Here is a 14632-nt window from a genome sequence, read left to right as displayed (position 1 = left end):
TGGTGTTTGTTTGGTTCTAGGTCACCGGAGGGTGTGTGGAAAGTGCGGGTGCCTCCGGCGGGCATATTTATCGGAACAATGAAGGGTCAGTCGCGTTTGATGCGGCCCACGAAGGCGGGCAGCATGACCGTGAGGTAGAGCAGCCGTGCAACGTGGGCGGCCGCGACAAAGCCTGGATTGGCGCCGAGGACAATGCCCATGGCGATCATGGTTTCCAACCCGCCGGGGGCAAAGGCCACCAGCACATGAGCAGGGTCAAAGCCGAGTGCGAGCGCCACTGGCAATGCAGCGGCCAGTGCCATCAGCACGGTGAGCGCGGTGACAAGAAGCCCCGCGCCGAGCGATTGGGCAAAGGCCGCACGGGTAAGGCCGTTGAACCGCGCGCCGATCAGCGTGCCGACGGTCATCAGACCCGCATAGGCGAGCCAGTTTGGCATAAAGCCGGGGGTTAATGCGGTGGCGTGGCCCACTGACGAGGCCACCATACCGCCGATCAGCAGTGGCGCGGGCAGGCCGATCTTGTCCAGCGCGTGGCCCAGCATGTAGCCTAGGGCCAGCAGGTTGAACAGGTCGATCCAGTGCATCGGCGCGCCGCTGGGCAGCACCTGGCCCGTCAGTTCGAAACCGAAGGCGAGGGCAATCACGGGTACGGTCAGCGTAAGGGCCAGTAGGCGCACGGACTGGATCACCACGATGCGGGTTGTGTCGAGGCCGAGGCCTGTTGACAGGCCGACGACAAAGCTGAGGTGGCCGGGGGCAGCGGCGAGGTAGGCGCTGCGCCGGTCCATGGCGAAGCCGCGTTGCAGGATCTGGCCACAGAGCCACAGCGTCGCCCAGAGCATCACGCCGAGGGCGGCAAAGGCCAATGGCCAGCGCAGCATCGCCTGTGCCGAGGAGGCGTCTACGCCGCTGCCGATGCTGACGCCAACGAGCAGGAAAACGAGGTTGCGCACCGTGTCGTCGATGCCGGTGCGCAGGCCTGCAAGAGCCGCAACGCTGACCAGCAGGGCCGGACCGGTGAGGACCGCGATGGGTGCGTTCGCGATCTCTGCCAGTGCCGCACCAATGGCACCAACGATCAGGGTTTGGCCTGTCACGCGCAGGCTTTGGGCGGTGGGGCGGGTCAGCATGCGCCATGGCTACGCCTGTTGCCGGGTCGGAGCAATGGTTGCGGATCGGAAACCTGTGTGGCGCAAAACCGGGGCGCGGTGTCGGGATTGGGAGTCCTTTGGCGCGTGGCGCTGGGCTAAAATACTGTGAGCATCAGGGAGACGTGCGCGATGACGGATAAGGTGACATTCACGCTGGATGGGGCCGAAGTGCAGGCCGAAGCCGGCATGACCATCTGGGAAGTGGCCAATGGCCGTGGCCTTGTGATCCCGCATCTGTGCCACAAGCCTGCGCCCGGATATCGCCCTGACGGCAACTGTCGCGCCTGTATGGTCGAGATCGAGGGAGAGCGGGTCCTGGCCGCCTCGTGTATTCGTGAGCCGTCCGAGGGGATGGTGGTTACAACCAATTCGGCGCGGGCCGAAAATGCGCGCAAGATGGTTGTCGAAATGTTGGTGGCCGATCAGCCGGAGCGCGATGTGGCACACGACAAGTCGGCGCATCTTTGGAATATGGCCGAGATGAACGGCGTGGCAGAGAGCCGGTTTCCCAAGCTGGAAGAAGGGCGCATTCCGCTGCTCGATGACAGCCACGTGGCGATGTCGGTGAACCTTGATGCGTGCATTCAGTGCGGGTTGTGCGTGCGCGCGTGTCGGGAGGTTCAGGTCAACGATGTGATCGGCATGGCGGGGCGCGGGCATGATGCCTATCCGACTTTTGACATGGCTGACCCGATGGGTGAGTCGACGTGCGTCGCTTGCGGCGAGTGCGTGCAGGCTTGCCCGACCGGGGCATTGATGCCGTCCACCGTTGTAGATGAGGCTCAGGTCGGCGACAGCGCGGATTACGATGATGAGGTCGAGAGCATTTGCCCGTTCTGTGGTGTGGGCTGTCAGATTTCGCTGAGGGTGAAGGACGGCAAGGTCAAATATGTCGAGGGCATCAATGGTCCTGCGAACGAGGGGCGGCTTTGTGTGAAGGGGCGTTTTGGTTTTGACTACATCCACCACGATCACCGCCTGACCAAGCCGCTGATCCGGCGCGAGGATGCGCCTGCCAAGGGGCTGAATGTCGATCCGGGCAACTGGTCGACGCATTTCCGGGAAGCGTCCTGGGACGAGGCGTTGGATTTCGCGGCGAACGGGTTGAAGGGGCGTGGTCGTGAGGTTGCTGGCTTTGGGTCGGCCAAGTGTACGAACGAGGAAGCGTACCTGTTCCAGAAGATGATCCGTCAGGGATTTGGTCACAACAACGTCGATCATTGTACACGGTTGTGTCACGCGAGTTCGGTGGCGGCGTTGATGGAGAATGTGGGTTCGGGCGCTGTGACCGCGACGTTCAACGAGATCGAGAATGCGGATGTAGCGATTGCAATCGGGTGCAATCCGATCGAGAACCATCCGGTCGCGGCCACCTATTTCAAGCAGTTCACCAAACGTGGTGGCAAGTTGATCGTGATGGACCCGCGGGGACAGGCACTGAAACGCTTTGCGTCGCATATGCTGCAATTCCGGCCGGGTGCGGATGTGTCGATGCTGAACGCGATCATGCATGTCATTGTGGAGGAAGGCCTCTACGACCAGCAGTATATCGACGCCTATACCGAAAACTGGGAGGCGGAGAAGGCGCATCTGGCGGGCTTTGCGCCTGAAAAGATGGCCGAGATGTGCGGGATCGATGCGGAGGTGCTGCGCGATGTGGCGCGCACCTTTGCCGGGGCGAAGTCGGCGATGATTTTCTGGGGCATGGGCGTGAGCCAGCACATTCACGGGACGGACAATTCGCGGTGTTTGATCTCGCTGGCGCTGATGACAGGACAGGTCGGGCGGCCCGGTGCCGGGCTGCATCCGTTGCGGGGGCAGAACAATGTGCAGGGCGCGTCGGATGCGGGGCTGATCCCGATGTTCCTGCCGGATTATCAAACGGTGACGGATGACGGTGTGCGGTCGGCGTTTACGGATGTCTGGGGGTCTGGCGATTTCTCGAACGAAAAAGGGCTGACCGTGACCGAGATCATGGATGCGGTCCATGCGGATGAGATCAAGGCGATGTACATTCTGGGTGAGAACCCCGCGATGTCGGACCCGGATGTGGAACATGCGCGGGATGCGTTGGCCAAGCTGGATCATCTGGTGGTGCAGGACATTTTCATCACCGAAACGGCGAATTATGCGGATGTGATCCTGCCTGCGTCGGCCTTTGCCGAAAAGACGGGGACCGTGACCAACACCAACCGTCAGGTGCAGATGGGGCGGCCCGCGGTGCCGCCGCCCGGTGAGGCGCGCGAGGACTGGTGGATCGAGGTGGAACTGGCGAAACGGCTGGGGCTGGGTTGGGATTATCAGAGCCCGGCGGATGTGTTTGCCGAGATGAAGCTGAACATGAAGTCGCTGAACAACATTACCTGGGAGCGGCTGGAGGGGCAGAATGCAGTGACCTATCCGTCGCTGTCGCCCGAGGATCCTGGCCAGCCGATTGTGTTTGGCGACGGGTTCCCGCGGCCGGATGGGCGCGCGCGGTTCACGCCTGCGGCGGTGATCCCGCCCGATGATGTGCCCGATGCGGAGTATCCCATGATCCTGACCACCGGGCGGCAATTGGAGCATTGGCACACCGGGTCGATGACGCGGCGGGCCACGGTGCTGGACGCGGTGGAGCCGGAGGCGAACTGTTCGTTGCATCCCAGCACCTTGCGCAAGCTGGGTGTCCCTGCGGGTGGGATGGTGCAGTTGACCACGAAACGCGGGTCGATCGAGATCATGGCGCGCGAGGATCGCGCGGTGGCGCCGGATATGGTGTTCCTGCCCTTTGCCTATGTCGAGGCGGCGGCGAACATTCTGACCAACCCGGCGGTGGACCCCTATGGCAAGATCCCTGAGTTCAAGTTTTCGGCTGTTCGGGTCGAGGCCGCGGCGGATGCGGTTGCAGCGGAATAGGGTCAGTGCGCGGGTTTTGTGGCCAGCGATCTGGATGTGCTTGACCGGTTGTGCCGTAGCGGAGACGGTGTCGGATTGCTTGTCGGTCCTGGTCCAGTCCGTTCTTCTGACGCAGATGGAGGGTGCAGGCGTTTGGGAGATCAGCGTCGAAGGTGGTGATGTGATCTATGCCTGTGTGGCGTGTTCCGGGCGGGTCACGGCGCGTTTGCAGGTGGTTGCGTTGCCACAGGGTATGGGTGTTGCCGAAGGGCTTGCGGATCTGAAGCGGTTGCGGGCGCACGATTGCGCGAGCTGGGCGGTCGACGGCGTTGGCCGTTGTCTAAAGACGCGTCCGGTGCGCATGGCGCCCGGGGGTCTTGTGGGGCTTGAGATGTCTCAGGACTTGGGCGGTGTCTGGTCCATGGATACGACGGTGTTTTACCAGGATCGGGCGCATGGCCCAGAGATGATCCGCAGTGTGCTTTTTGTTCGGGGACAGTCGGATGTGCCTGCAGGTACTGTCGAGATGCTGCGGGCGCATATGAAACGGTTGACCCTTTTCTGGTGATCCGGATGCGCGCCTGACGGCGCACGCGATTTTGTCTTGTGAATGAGGGGTTTCACCCCTCAAACTCCCCAAGGTATTTTGGGCGAAAGGAAACCTGTGCGGTGGTGAATCCCAAACGGTTTTTGCAGGATTTGCATGACTTGCGGCGTTTTGGTGCGGCGGGTGTGGGCAAGGGTGTTGTGCGGCCTGCCTATAGTGACGCGGATATGGCGGCGCGGGACTGGTTGGCGGAGCGTATGGATGCCGCAGGGTTGCGCGTGCAGTGCGATGCGATGGGCAATCTGTTTGGTTTGGCGGGTGCGCCATCGTTGCTGTTGGGCTCACATTCGGACAGCCAGCCTCAGGGCGGGTGGCTGGATGGGGCGCTGGGTGTGGTGGCGGCGCTGGAAGTGGCGCGGGCCAGTGTCGAAGCGGGCGGGCCTGCGATTTCGGTTGTGTCCTTTCAGGATGAGGAAGGCCGTTTCGGTGTCACAACAGGATCGAACGTGTGGTCCGGTGGCTTGGCCCTCGCGGATGCAGATGAGTTGCTGGATCATGACGGAGTGACGCTTGGCACGGCGCGTCAGGTGGTGGGGGATCGGGTAACTGGTGCCGTTGATCCCGCACAATTCACCGGGTTTGTCGAATTGCATATTGAACAAGGGGCGACGCTGGATACTACAGGGGAGCGCATTGGCGTTGTGACGGACATCGTTGGCATCCGCGACCGGGTGATCACACTGATCGGGCAACAGAACCATGCGGGCACCACGGCCATGGCGTTGCGGCGGGACGCGTTTCAGGGCTTGGTTGCGTTTTCAGCCCGGTTGAATGACCGGTTGCGGAATGTGGTCACGCCGCAGAGTGTCTGGACCATCGGCCATGTGTCGGTTGCACCCAATGCGTCGTCTATTGTGCCGGGTGAGGTGCGGTTTTCGATGCAGTGGCGTGACGGCGATCCGGATCGTTTGGCGCGGATGGAGGCAGTCATCGACAAGGTGCTGAGCGAAGTAGCCGCCGAGATGGAACTGGGTGTCGATAAAGGGCCGCTGTTGGGCCTGGAGCCTGTGGCGATGGATGCAGACCTGCGCGCGCGGCTTGAGGCCGGGGCAGATGTGGTGGCGCCCGGTGCGTGGCGACGCATGCCGTCGGGTGCCTTGCACGATGCGACCAACGTGGCGCGGTTGATGCCTGTGGCGATGTTGTTTGTGCCGTCCATCGGTGGGATCAGCCATGCCTTTGACGAGGATACGGACGAGGCCGACCTGGTTGCGGGTTTGCAGGTGCTGGCGCATGCCGCAGGGCTTTAGCCCGCCCGTGCATATCCACGGTTCAGGGCGCGTTTGCGGTAGCGGTCAGCGGCGGTTGAGGCCGCGCGCAGGTCGCTGTGGCACGTCACACGGCGGCAGGGTGTGCCACCCGCGAGGCCCCATTCAATGACCACGGACGCCTCGGCAAAGAGGTTGAGCGTGATTTCAACCCGGTAGAACCGTTGGTGGCGTGGGCCGGGTCGATACAGGAGCGCTTCGATCATGGGGTGATTCTTGCATGAGTGGAATCGTCATGTCCACTCCACGTCTCCGAGAAAGATATAGCCTGCACCGTAGATCGTCTTGATCAGGCGGGGATTTTTGGGGTCTTCGCGCAGTTTGGTGCGCAGGCGGCTGATACGGACATCCATGGCGCGGTCAAAACTGTCGCCCGCAGCACCACCCAGCATCTCTTGCATTTGGGCGCGGCTGATCAGCCGTTTGGGGGCGTCGAGGAAAAGGCGCAGTACCTCGCCCTCGGCATGGGAAAAGGGGGTCTCGCCGCCGTTTTCGTCAATCAGGGTGTAGCTGTCAAAGGATGCGGTCCAGCCATTGAACTGCGCCACCTGGCTGGTTTGGGTTGCGGTCCGTGGGGTGCGCAGGCGCACCCGGATGCGGGCCACAACTTCGGCGGGGTCGAATGGTTTGATGATATAGTCATCGGCCCCCAGTTCGAGACCTGTCACGCGGTCCTGCACCTGGGCCCGGCCAGAGATGATGATGACGGCGGCCCCTTGTTCGAGGGCGAGTTTGTGCACCAGGGTCAGCCCATCCGTGTCTGGGAGGCCAAGATCCACGAGGCACACATCGGGTTTGTGGGTTTTCAACGCCGCTTCGAACGCGGAGGCGCGGGAAAAGGACAAGGTGCGGAACCCGGCCTCTTCCAATGCGTCGGCGAGGATGGTGCGAATGGCCGGTTCGTCGTCGAGGATGGTGACAAGGGGTGTTGTCATGCCGCGTCCGCCTGCAGCAGTGCGGCAAGGTCGCCTGCGTCGAAGGGTTTGTGCAACACGGGTGCGATTTGCGTGGCGGTTTGATAGAGGGGATCGCCGGGCGGCAGGGATGTCATCAGGATCACGGGCAGGCTGGCCCCCAATTGGGCGGCCAGATCGACACCGGTGCGGGTGCCGGCCCCCAGATTGATGTCTGACAGAACCAGCCCGATGTCAGGCAGATCCGCGGTGAGGGCAATAGCCTCGTCGACACCGGCGGCTTCGATCACGGCATGGCCAAGCCCCATGAGCATGTCGCGGTAGTGTTGGCGCAGGTCTGTATCATCCTCGACCAACAGCACAAGCGCCCCGGCCAGTTGTGGTGCGGGGCGCAGCGGCAGGCGGAGCCGAACATGCGCGCCCATCTGCCCATTGCCGAGTTTCAGGTCGCCGCCTGCACGTTTTGTCATGTCATAGACCATTGGCAGACCCATGCCGGAACCTTCGGACCCTTTGGTCGTAAAGAAGGGGTCAAAACCATGTTCGAGGGCGTCGTCGGAAAAGCCAGGGCCGGTATCTGTCACGGTGAACTCAAGCCACGTGTCGTGGACCGCCCGTGCCGTGACGGTGATGTCACCGGAGGTCCCACAGGCGTCGCGTGCATTGAGAACCAGATTCAGCAAGCTGTCCTTGACCAAACCGGGGTCGATCATGTGTGGCGTGTCGATATCGGTGTGCATGGTCAACGCGAGACCTTCGGGCATTGTGGATTGTGCAAGTGTCTGTACATCCGAAAGCAGTGCCTGAATGTCCGTCGCGGCAGGGCGCATTGCGCGGCCTGCGGTCATGTCCGCCAGTGCGTTCAGCAATTCGCCCCCGCGACGGGTGGCCGACAGTGTCCCACCGATCAGATCACGCGCGTGATCCGGCAGGCCGTCAATACGGGACAGTTTGGACTGTAGGCCGAGGATGATCGTCAACAGGTTGGAAAAGTCATGCGCCATGCCGGACGTCATCTGCGCTGCCAACGTGCGGCGGCGGTTTTGTTGTAGGGCAACGCGGGCCTGGGTTTCTTCGGTGATGTCCATCGACAGGATATAGACGCCCCCGGATGTTTCGGGGGTAAAGGCGACGCGGATGCGGCGCGCGCTGGCCTCGTCGGTGAATTCGAACACGGATGCTTCGCCTTTGTAGGCACGGGCGAGATTTGGCGTGATCCGCCTATAGGCAAAGGCCCCCAGCGCATCCGAGATATGTTGCCCGACAATGTCGGTGGGGCGGTCCGGGATCACCGAACTGAGCCGTCTGTTCGAAAACGTATAGTGCCCGGAGGCGTCCACATGGGCGATATGGGCAGGCATCATTTCTGTGGTCAGACGGGTGCGCGCCTCGGTCTGGGTGAGCTGGCGCTTGGCCTCTTCGAGCGCGGATACGGTCGCGGCCAGTTGGCGGTTGGTGGCGCTGAGCGCCTCAGTATGTTGCAGCACCTGATCGCTGAGTTCTGTGGCGCGCGCACGCAAGAGCGCCTCTTGGGACTTGGTATGCGAGATATCCGTGTAGACGGTGACCCAGCCTCCCTGCGGCAGGGGGGACCCTTCGACGCTGATGGTGCGGCCGTTGGCGCGGGTACGCTCCATGTAATGCGGCTCGAACGCGAGGGCTTGATCGACGCGTTCCTGCACGAAGGTGTCGACATCGTCTACGGGCCCGTATTCGCCGCGATGGGCCAGATGCGTGATTGTCTCGCGAAAGGTCGATCCGGGCGTGACCAGCGCGTTGGGCAGGTCGAACATCTGTTGGAACGGCGCATTGCACACCGCCAGCCGCAAATCGCGGTCATAGATCGTCAACGCCTGCGCGATCAGGTTCAGGCCAGAGGCGGTAAGGGAGGCTGTGTGATCCTGTGCCATACACCATGGCTAGCACTGTCTTTGAGCCGCACACAACGCTGAGAGTGAGGCTGTTACAATTCGTAAGGTTTGGGAAAACATCAGGAAAAAGTTGACGTAGAGGGTCAGACCGACATCCTTGGGTAGAGGATAAGAATCGCCTGAGCGATCAAGCGCGACTTCGGAGAAGCGGGGCGCGTCTGGGAGGAAAGAAGTTGGTTGAAACGCCCATGGGCGCGGCAGGCCTTGTGTCAGTGCCGGCGCTATTGCACCGCAACGCAACCCAGTTTGGCAGCGCCCCTGCCTATCGGGAAAAGGAATTCGGGATATGGCAAAGCTGGACCTGGGCCGAGACACGTGACGAGATCGAGGCACTGGCCCTTGGCCTGATCGATCTGGGCGTGGCAGAAGGTGATTTTGTCGCCGTGATCGGGCGCAATCGGCCTTACCTCTATTGGTCGATGATGGCGGTGCAGATGTGCGGCGCGGTTCCTGTCCCCCTTTATCAAGACGCGGCTGCCGAAGAGATGGCCTATACCCTTGGGCATTGCGGCGCGCGGTTCGTGATCGCGGGCGATCAGGAGCAGGTCGATAAGGTCATCGAAGTGCAGGGTGAGTTGCCCAATTTCGAGCAGATGATCTATCTCGATCCGCGGGGGCTGCGGAAATACGATCACTCCAAGCTGCACCAGTATTCCACCGTGCAAGAGGCGGGGCGCACCAACCGCGACGCGTTGGCCGCTGAAATGGCGGCGCGGATTGCCAAGCTGGATTACGACAGCACCTGCGTGATGCTGTATACGTCCGGCACGACCGGCAAGCCTAAGGGCGTGGTGCTGAGCAACCGCAACGTGATTGAGACGTCTAAGTCTTCGTCAGAGTTCGACGGGTTGCGGCAAACGGATGACATTCTGGCCTATTTGCCGATGGCCTGGGTGGGCGATTTCATCTTTTCCGTGGGGCAGGCGCTGTGGACCGGGTTTTGCACGAATTGCCCGGAGAGCGCGGATACCATGCATGTGGACCTGCGCGAGATCGGGCCGACCTATTACTTTGCCCCGCCGCGCGTGTTCGAGACACAGTTGACCAACGTGATGATCCGCATGGAGGACGCCGGGCGGTTTAAGCAGCGGATGTTCCACTATTTCATGGATCACGCGCGAAATGTGGGCCCCGCCATTCTGGACGGGAAATCCGTGGGTCTGGGAGACCGGCTGAAATACGCGCTGGGCGAGTTGATGGTCTATGGCCCGTTGAAAAACACGCTTGGGTTCAGCCGTGTGCGCGTGGGCTATACCGCCGGTGAGGCGATTGGGCCGGAGATATTTGATTTTTACCGGTCGATGGGGATCAACCTCAAACAGCTCTATGGTCAGACCGAAGCGACAGTGTTCATCACTGCGCAACCCGACGGTGAAGTGCGCAGTGACACGGTGGGTGTGCAATGCCCCGGCGTGGAGCTGAAGATCGAGCCCAATGGCGAGGTGTTTTACCGTTCGCCCGGCGTGTTCGTGGAGTACTACAAGAACCCCGAAAGCACGGCAGACACCAAGGATGCCGAAGGCTGGGTCGCGACGGGCGACGCCGGGTTCATCGAGGAAGACACCGGACATCTGCGCATCATCGACCGGGCCAAGGATGTGGGCCAGATGGCATCGGGTGCGCTTTTTGCGCCGAAATATGTTGAGAACAAGCTCAAGTTCTTTCCAAACATTCTGGAGGCGGTTGTGTTCGGCAATGGCCGGGATGAATGCACGGCCTTTATCAACATCGACCTGACGGCGGTGGGCAACTGGGCCGAGCGGAACAACATTGGTTACGCGTCCTATCAGGAACTGGCGCAGCATCCTCAGGTCCTGGCAACCATCCAGTCACATGTCGAAGAGGTGAATGCGTCTGTGGCGCAGGACGAGATGTTGTCGGGGTGTCAGGTGCATCGGTTTGTTGTGCTGCACAAGGAACTGGACGCAGATGATGGGGAATTGACGCGGACCCGTAAGGTGCGCCGCCGGATCATCGAAGAGAAATTCGCCGACATCATTGCGGCGCTCTATGATGGGTCGTCCGAAGTGTCGACAACGACCGAGGTGACATATGAGGATGGGCGCAAGGGGTCGATTTCGGCGACGCTGGATATTCGCACCGCCGCGACATCGGCTGTTGTGACAAAGATGGCGGCAGAGTGATGATGCGTGACGCTCGCCCTTCGGGCATCGCCCCACCCACCATCCCTTGGGTGTGGGTGTCAGGCGTCGAACACGTGGCGCACGGCGCAGCGCAAGCGGTTGTCGCCAGTAAAGGCGCCGATGCTGTTGCGCATGACCGCGCGGGTTTCGCGGGCGGTGAAACCCTTGCGGCGGCAGTCGAAGGCGAGTTTCAAAAGATAGCGGCGTTCAAGTGCATCAAACATAGCAGACCCTCCGATACAGGTTGGTCCGAGCTTGCGCATAAATTGGTTAACATGCCCCCAATGCGGCGGGCGATGGAGGCGGATCATGCTTGATCAGACCGAAGGGTACACCACCGCAGACGGGCGCAAGATTGGCGGCGTTGTGATGGAGATGAAGAACATCACCCTGCGTTTTGGCGGTGTTGAGGCGATCAAGGACATCTCGTTCGACATTCGCGAGGGCGAGATCCGCGCCATCATCGGGCCCAACGGGGCGGGCAAGTCGTCGATGCTGAACGTGATCTCGGGGTTCTACATCCCGCAGGAGGGCCAGGTGTATTACAAGGGTGCGCCGCGCCCGTCGATGAAGCCGTTTGAGGTGGCCCGTCAGGGCATTGCGCGCACGTTCCAGAACATCGCCCTGTTCGAGGGGATGTCCGTGCTGGACAATGTGATGACCGGGCGGTTGACCCATATGAAGACCGGGCTTTTTGCGCAGTCGTTCTGGAAGGGCAAGGCCGAAGCTGAAGAGACGGCGAACCGGGAAGTTGCTGAAAAGATTATTGATTTCCTTGAGATTCAGGCGATCCGCAAGACGCCTGTGTCGCGTCTGCCATACGGTTTGAAAAAGCGGGTCGAGTTGGCGCGCGCGCTGGCGGCGGAACCATCGCTATTGCTGCTGGATGAACCGATGGCGGGGATGAATGTCGAGGAGAAGGAGGACATGAGCCGCTTTATCCTGGATGTGAACGACGAGTTTGGCACCACGATTGCGCTGATTGAGCATGACATGGGTGTGGTCATGGATCTGAGCGACCGTGTGGTCGTGATGGATTACGGCAAGAAGATTGGCGACGGCACACCCGATGAGGTGCGCGGCAACCAAGCCGTGATCGACGCCTATCTGGGTGTAGCGCATGACTAAGCTTGGGGCACTTTGCCTGTGTCTTTGCCCTGTTGCGGCACAGGCAGGGACGGCGTGGGACATGTTTGTTGCGCGGTGTCTTGACCCGTTCGAACATCAGACCCTGCCCGTGATCAGCGGTCTGGACGCGCATCCGATCGATCAGATGCACGAGGCGCGCCGCGTCTATGGTCCAACGGACGAAGGGTATTTGTTGGTTGTGGACGCAGCCCCAAGCGAAGGCGACCGCGCTTGCGCGATTGAGGTGCCGGGCGAGGAACGGACGCAAGCGGAATTGGCGTGGCGGTATGATCAACTGTCTTCGGGGCGCTATGCCCCCGAGGGGTCGTGGCTGGTCAGCAACGAGTGGATAGAGCCGCGCGTCAAGGTACGGACGCAGGTCACGGATGTGCGCACATCCTATTCGGTGGTGGAGACTGACCTTGAAAGCTAGGGCATTGGCCATATGCGCCGCCCTTTGGGCTGGTCCGGGATGGGCGGAGGAGCCTGCCATCTGCGACGCGGCACAGCCCGGTATGGCGGGCCTGTGCGATGTGATCGAAACGCGGTGCCTGCCTTATCTTGAGGATCCGGCGAGTCTGTCGCCTCAGGACATCATGCCGATCCCGCGGACCTTCCGTCGGTATTTTGAAAGCACGTTGAATTCCTATGCGCTGGGTTATCAGGAGACGGATCTGCCCGCGACGCTGGTGGTGTTTATGTATGATGAACCCGCCTGCGAGATCATTTCCAGCGGGTTGAGCTATTCGGACCTTTTGCTGGCCTTTCGCGACTGGCGCGATGGGCCGGGTGCACGGTTCGTGTCCACCACGGGGTTCGAGCCTGTCTCACGGGTCACAATGGACCGAGCCTATGCGGCCGCTTTCCTTGCAGCGCCCCGACGTGATGGGCGCGTGACCGAGATCACGTTGAACTGGAACCTGACCTTTCAGGGTCTGACGCGGTTGCGGGTGAGTTATCAACCGCTGCGGGATCACACTGCGGACTTGATGGGGGTGGCTATGAAATGAGGGGACTTGCTGTTTTCGCGCTTCTGGTGCTGCCGATGGCGGCACAGGCGCAGGATCAGGCGGCGTTTGAGGCCGGATTGGGTGAATGTGCGCGGTACATAACGGCCAAACCGACTGTTCCATGGGCGTCGCAGGTGCCGGCGCTGTCGGTGGACGAAGACGAGGGCGGGATCGACGCGACCGTTGTCTACCCGCAAGGGTCCGGCGGCGGGTTCGATTTTGCCGTCAGCTTTGCCTTTGATCGTGGAACGTCGACCACACCGGGCACCTGGACATGCAGTGGCAGTGGGCCAAAGGCGCCGCAATGGCCGGCGTTTAATGTCACGGGCTGGATTGGTGCCGATGCGCGGTTGCGCTCCAACGGATTGGTCGAGTTGAAGTTTCCGCCGCCGCAGCGGGCCTATGCAAATTGCGGCGCTGACGCGCCGGATGTCTATTTCTTGTTCAACGCGGGCGACGGGGACAGGGTGGTGTTTGCTGCCACGACAGGTCCTGCTGCGGCTGCGTTCTGCACCTCGATGGGATGGAAAGGGTAAATCATGTCAGATCAACTGATCTATGCCATGGAAGTGTTTCTGAACGGGCTGATGGCCGGTGTGATGTATGCGCTGGTGGCGCTGGGCTTTGTCCTGATCTTCAAGGCGTCAGGCATTTTCAACTTTGCGCAGGGGGTCATGGCGCTCTTTGCGGCGATGACGCTGGTGGGTATCCAGACCGGGCAGGTGCCGTTTGCGCATATGATCAACGCAGTGTTCGGAACGCACATTCACCACTTTGGCTGGGAGGTGCATTCCATCATCGCGATCCTTCTGACGGTTGTGGTGATGATTGGCCTCGCCTGGGCGGTGCAGCGATTTATCTTTCGCTTTCTTGTCGGGCAGGAGCCAATCATCCTGTTCATGGCGACCATCGGTCTGGCCTATTTGCTCGAAGGTGTTGCGGACCTGATGTGGGGGTCAGAGATCAAGAAGTTGGATGTTTGTCTGGCCGAAGGCACCTGCCTGCCACAGGGCATCAACCTGGCCATCGACGAGGCGACGTTCAACATCTTTGGCTACGGGTTCTTTATCGACAATCTGGACATCACAGCGACGATCATTGCGATCCTGCTGGTGGCCGTTCTGGTGGCGTTTTCGCAATACACCAAGCAGGGCCGTGCGATGCGTGCGGTGGCCGATGACCATCAGGCGGCTTTGTCAGTGGGTGTGTCACTGAACTACATCTGGATCCTGGTGTGGTCGGTTGCGGGTTTCGTCGCCCTTGTTGCGGGCATCATGTGGGGCGCCAAGTCCGGTGTGCAGTTCTCGCTAAGCCTGATTGCGCTCAAGGCGTTGCCGGTGCTGATGCTGGGTGGGTTTACCTCGATCCCCGGTGCGATTGTCGGCGGGTTGATCATTGGGGTTGGCGAGAAGCTGTTCGAGTTCTTCATGTCCTCGGGTGATCTGGCCGGTGCGCTCTTTGGCTTTACGATGAATGCGACCGAGAACTGGTTTGCCTATGTGTTGGCGCTGGTGTTCCTCGTGTTCCGCCCGCAGGGCCTGTTCGGGGAGAAGATCATTGAACGTGTATGATCGCCGCTCGGGTGACTGCGTGAGGCGTGGCCTC

General features: G+C 61.1%; 14 protein-coding genes. 9 read left to right on the top strand and 5 right to left on the bottom strand.

The genetic code is table 11. The features are described 5' to 3' along the window. Positions 1-86: 86 nt before the first annotated feature. Positions 87-1130, bottom strand: a complete 1044-nt coding sequence (locus Q0936_RS14815) for an AbrB family transcriptional regulator (protein ID WP_299293169.1) — start codon at positions 1128-1130, stop codon at positions 87-89. Positions 1131-1280: 150 nt separating this feature from the next. Between Q0936_RS14815 and fdhF the strand changes: the two genes are divergently transcribed. The 3 genes from fdhF (at position 1281) to Q0936_RS14800 (ending at position 5882) form a co-directional block, all read left to right on the top strand. Beyond that, positions 1281-4046 (top strand): formate dehydrogenase subunit alpha, encoded by a 2766-nt coding sequence (fdhF, locus tag Q0936_RS14810; RefSeq protein WP_299293166.1) that lies wholly within the window; start codon positions 1281-1283, stop codon positions 4044-4046. Between the two features lie 79 nt (positions 4047-4125). Then, positions 4126-4593, top strand: a complete 468-nt coding sequence (locus tag Q0936_RS14805; RefSeq protein ID WP_299293163.1) for a hypothetical protein — start codon at positions 4126-4128, stop codon at positions 4591-4593. A 101-nt stretch (positions 4594-4694) separates the two neighbouring features. Beyond that, entirely contained in the window at positions 4695-5882 is a 1188-nt protein-coding gene (locus tag Q0936_RS14800; protein WP_299293160.1) for a hydantoinase/carbamoylase family amidase, read from the top strand. Here the strand turns inward: Q0936_RS14800 and Q0936_RS14795 are convergent. From Q0936_RS14795 to Q0936_RS14785, 3 genes are read right to left on the bottom strand one after another with little or no spacing between them, the layout of a single operon-like run. Further along, positions 5879-6106 (bottom strand): WGR domain-containing protein, encoded by a 228-nt coding sequence (locus Q0936_RS14795; protein ID WP_299143553.1) that lies wholly within the window; start codon positions 6104-6106, stop codon positions 5879-5881. The two genes, Q0936_RS14800 and Q0936_RS14795, sit on opposite strands and share 4 nt — an antisense overlap. A 27-nt stretch (positions 6107-6133) precedes the next feature. Then, positions 6134-6835 carry a response regulator transcription factor gene (locus Q0936_RS14790; protein WP_299143551.1) on the bottom strand — a complete coding sequence of 234 codons (702 nt, stop codon included), beginning with the start codon at positions 6833-6835 and terminating at the stop codon, positions 6134-6136. Beyond that, positions 6832-8724: a PAS-domain containing protein gene (locus Q0936_RS14785; protein WP_299298258.1), complete on the bottom strand. Its 1893-nt coding sequence runs from the start codon at positions 8722-8724 to the stop codon at positions 6832-6834. Before Q0936_RS14785 ends, Q0936_RS14790 begins: the two co-directional genes overlap by 4 nt. 209 nt (positions 8725-8933) lie before the next feature. Here Q0936_RS14785 and Q0936_RS14780 point away from each other — a divergent pair, with 209 nt between their 5' ends. After that, entirely contained in the window at positions 8934-10889 is a 1956-nt protein-coding gene (locus tag Q0936_RS14780; RefSeq protein WP_299298267.1) for an AMP-binding protein, read from the top strand. A gap of 59 nt (positions 10890-10948) precedes the next feature. Here Q0936_RS14780 and Q0936_RS14775 read toward each other — a convergent pair whose 3' ends face one another. Next, on the bottom strand, positions 10949-11113 hold the full coding sequence (locus Q0936_RS14775; protein WP_299298255.1) for a hypothetical protein: 165 nt from the start codon (positions 11111-11113) through the stop codon (positions 10949-10951). 85 nt (positions 11114-11198) lie between these two features. Between Q0936_RS14775 and Q0936_RS14770 the strand changes: the two genes are divergently transcribed. Genes Q0936_RS14770 through Q0936_RS14750 form a run of 5 tightly spaced genes read left to right on the top strand, consistent with a single transcriptional unit; the run spans position 11199 to position 14598 of the window. Then, positions 11199-12017: an ABC transporter ATP-binding protein gene (locus Q0936_RS14770; protein WP_299298252.1), complete on the top strand. Its 819-nt coding sequence runs from the start codon at positions 11199-11201 to the stop codon at positions 12015-12017. After that, positions 12010-12450 carry a hypothetical protein gene (locus Q0936_RS14765; RefSeq protein WP_299378216.1) on the top strand — a complete coding sequence of 147 codons (441 nt, stop codon included), beginning with the start codon at positions 12010-12012 and terminating at the stop codon, positions 12448-12450. The genes Q0936_RS14770 and Q0936_RS14765 overlap by 8 nt, the downstream gene beginning before the upstream one ends. Continuing rightward, positions 12440-13027, top strand: a complete 588-nt coding sequence (locus Q0936_RS14760; RefSeq protein WP_299298246.1) for a hypothetical protein — start codon at positions 12440-12442, stop codon at positions 13025-13027. The genes Q0936_RS14765 and Q0936_RS14760 overlap by 11 nt, the downstream gene beginning before the upstream one ends. Further along, positions 13024-13563 (top strand): hypothetical protein, encoded by a 540-nt coding sequence (locus Q0936_RS14755; RefSeq protein ID WP_299298243.1) that lies wholly within the window; start codon positions 13024-13026, stop codon positions 13561-13563. Before Q0936_RS14760 ends, Q0936_RS14755 begins: the two co-directional genes overlap by 4 nt. A gap of 3 nt (positions 13564-13566) precedes the next feature. Then, complete coding sequence (locus tag Q0936_RS14750) at positions 13567-14598, top strand: branched-chain amino acid ABC transporter permease (RefSeq protein WP_299143530.1); 1032 nt, start codon at positions 13567-13569, stop codon at positions 14596-14598. The last annotated feature ends 34 nt before the right edge of the window (positions 14599-14632 follow it).

The organism is uncultured Tateyamaria sp. (assembly GCF_947488715.1).
Classification (GTDB): domain Bacteria; phylum Pseudomonadota; class Alphaproteobacteria; order Rhodobacterales; family Rhodobacteraceae; genus Tateyamaria.
Note: the sequence above shows the minus strand (reverse complement) of the source record. Positions and strands in the feature narration are given on the sequence as shown.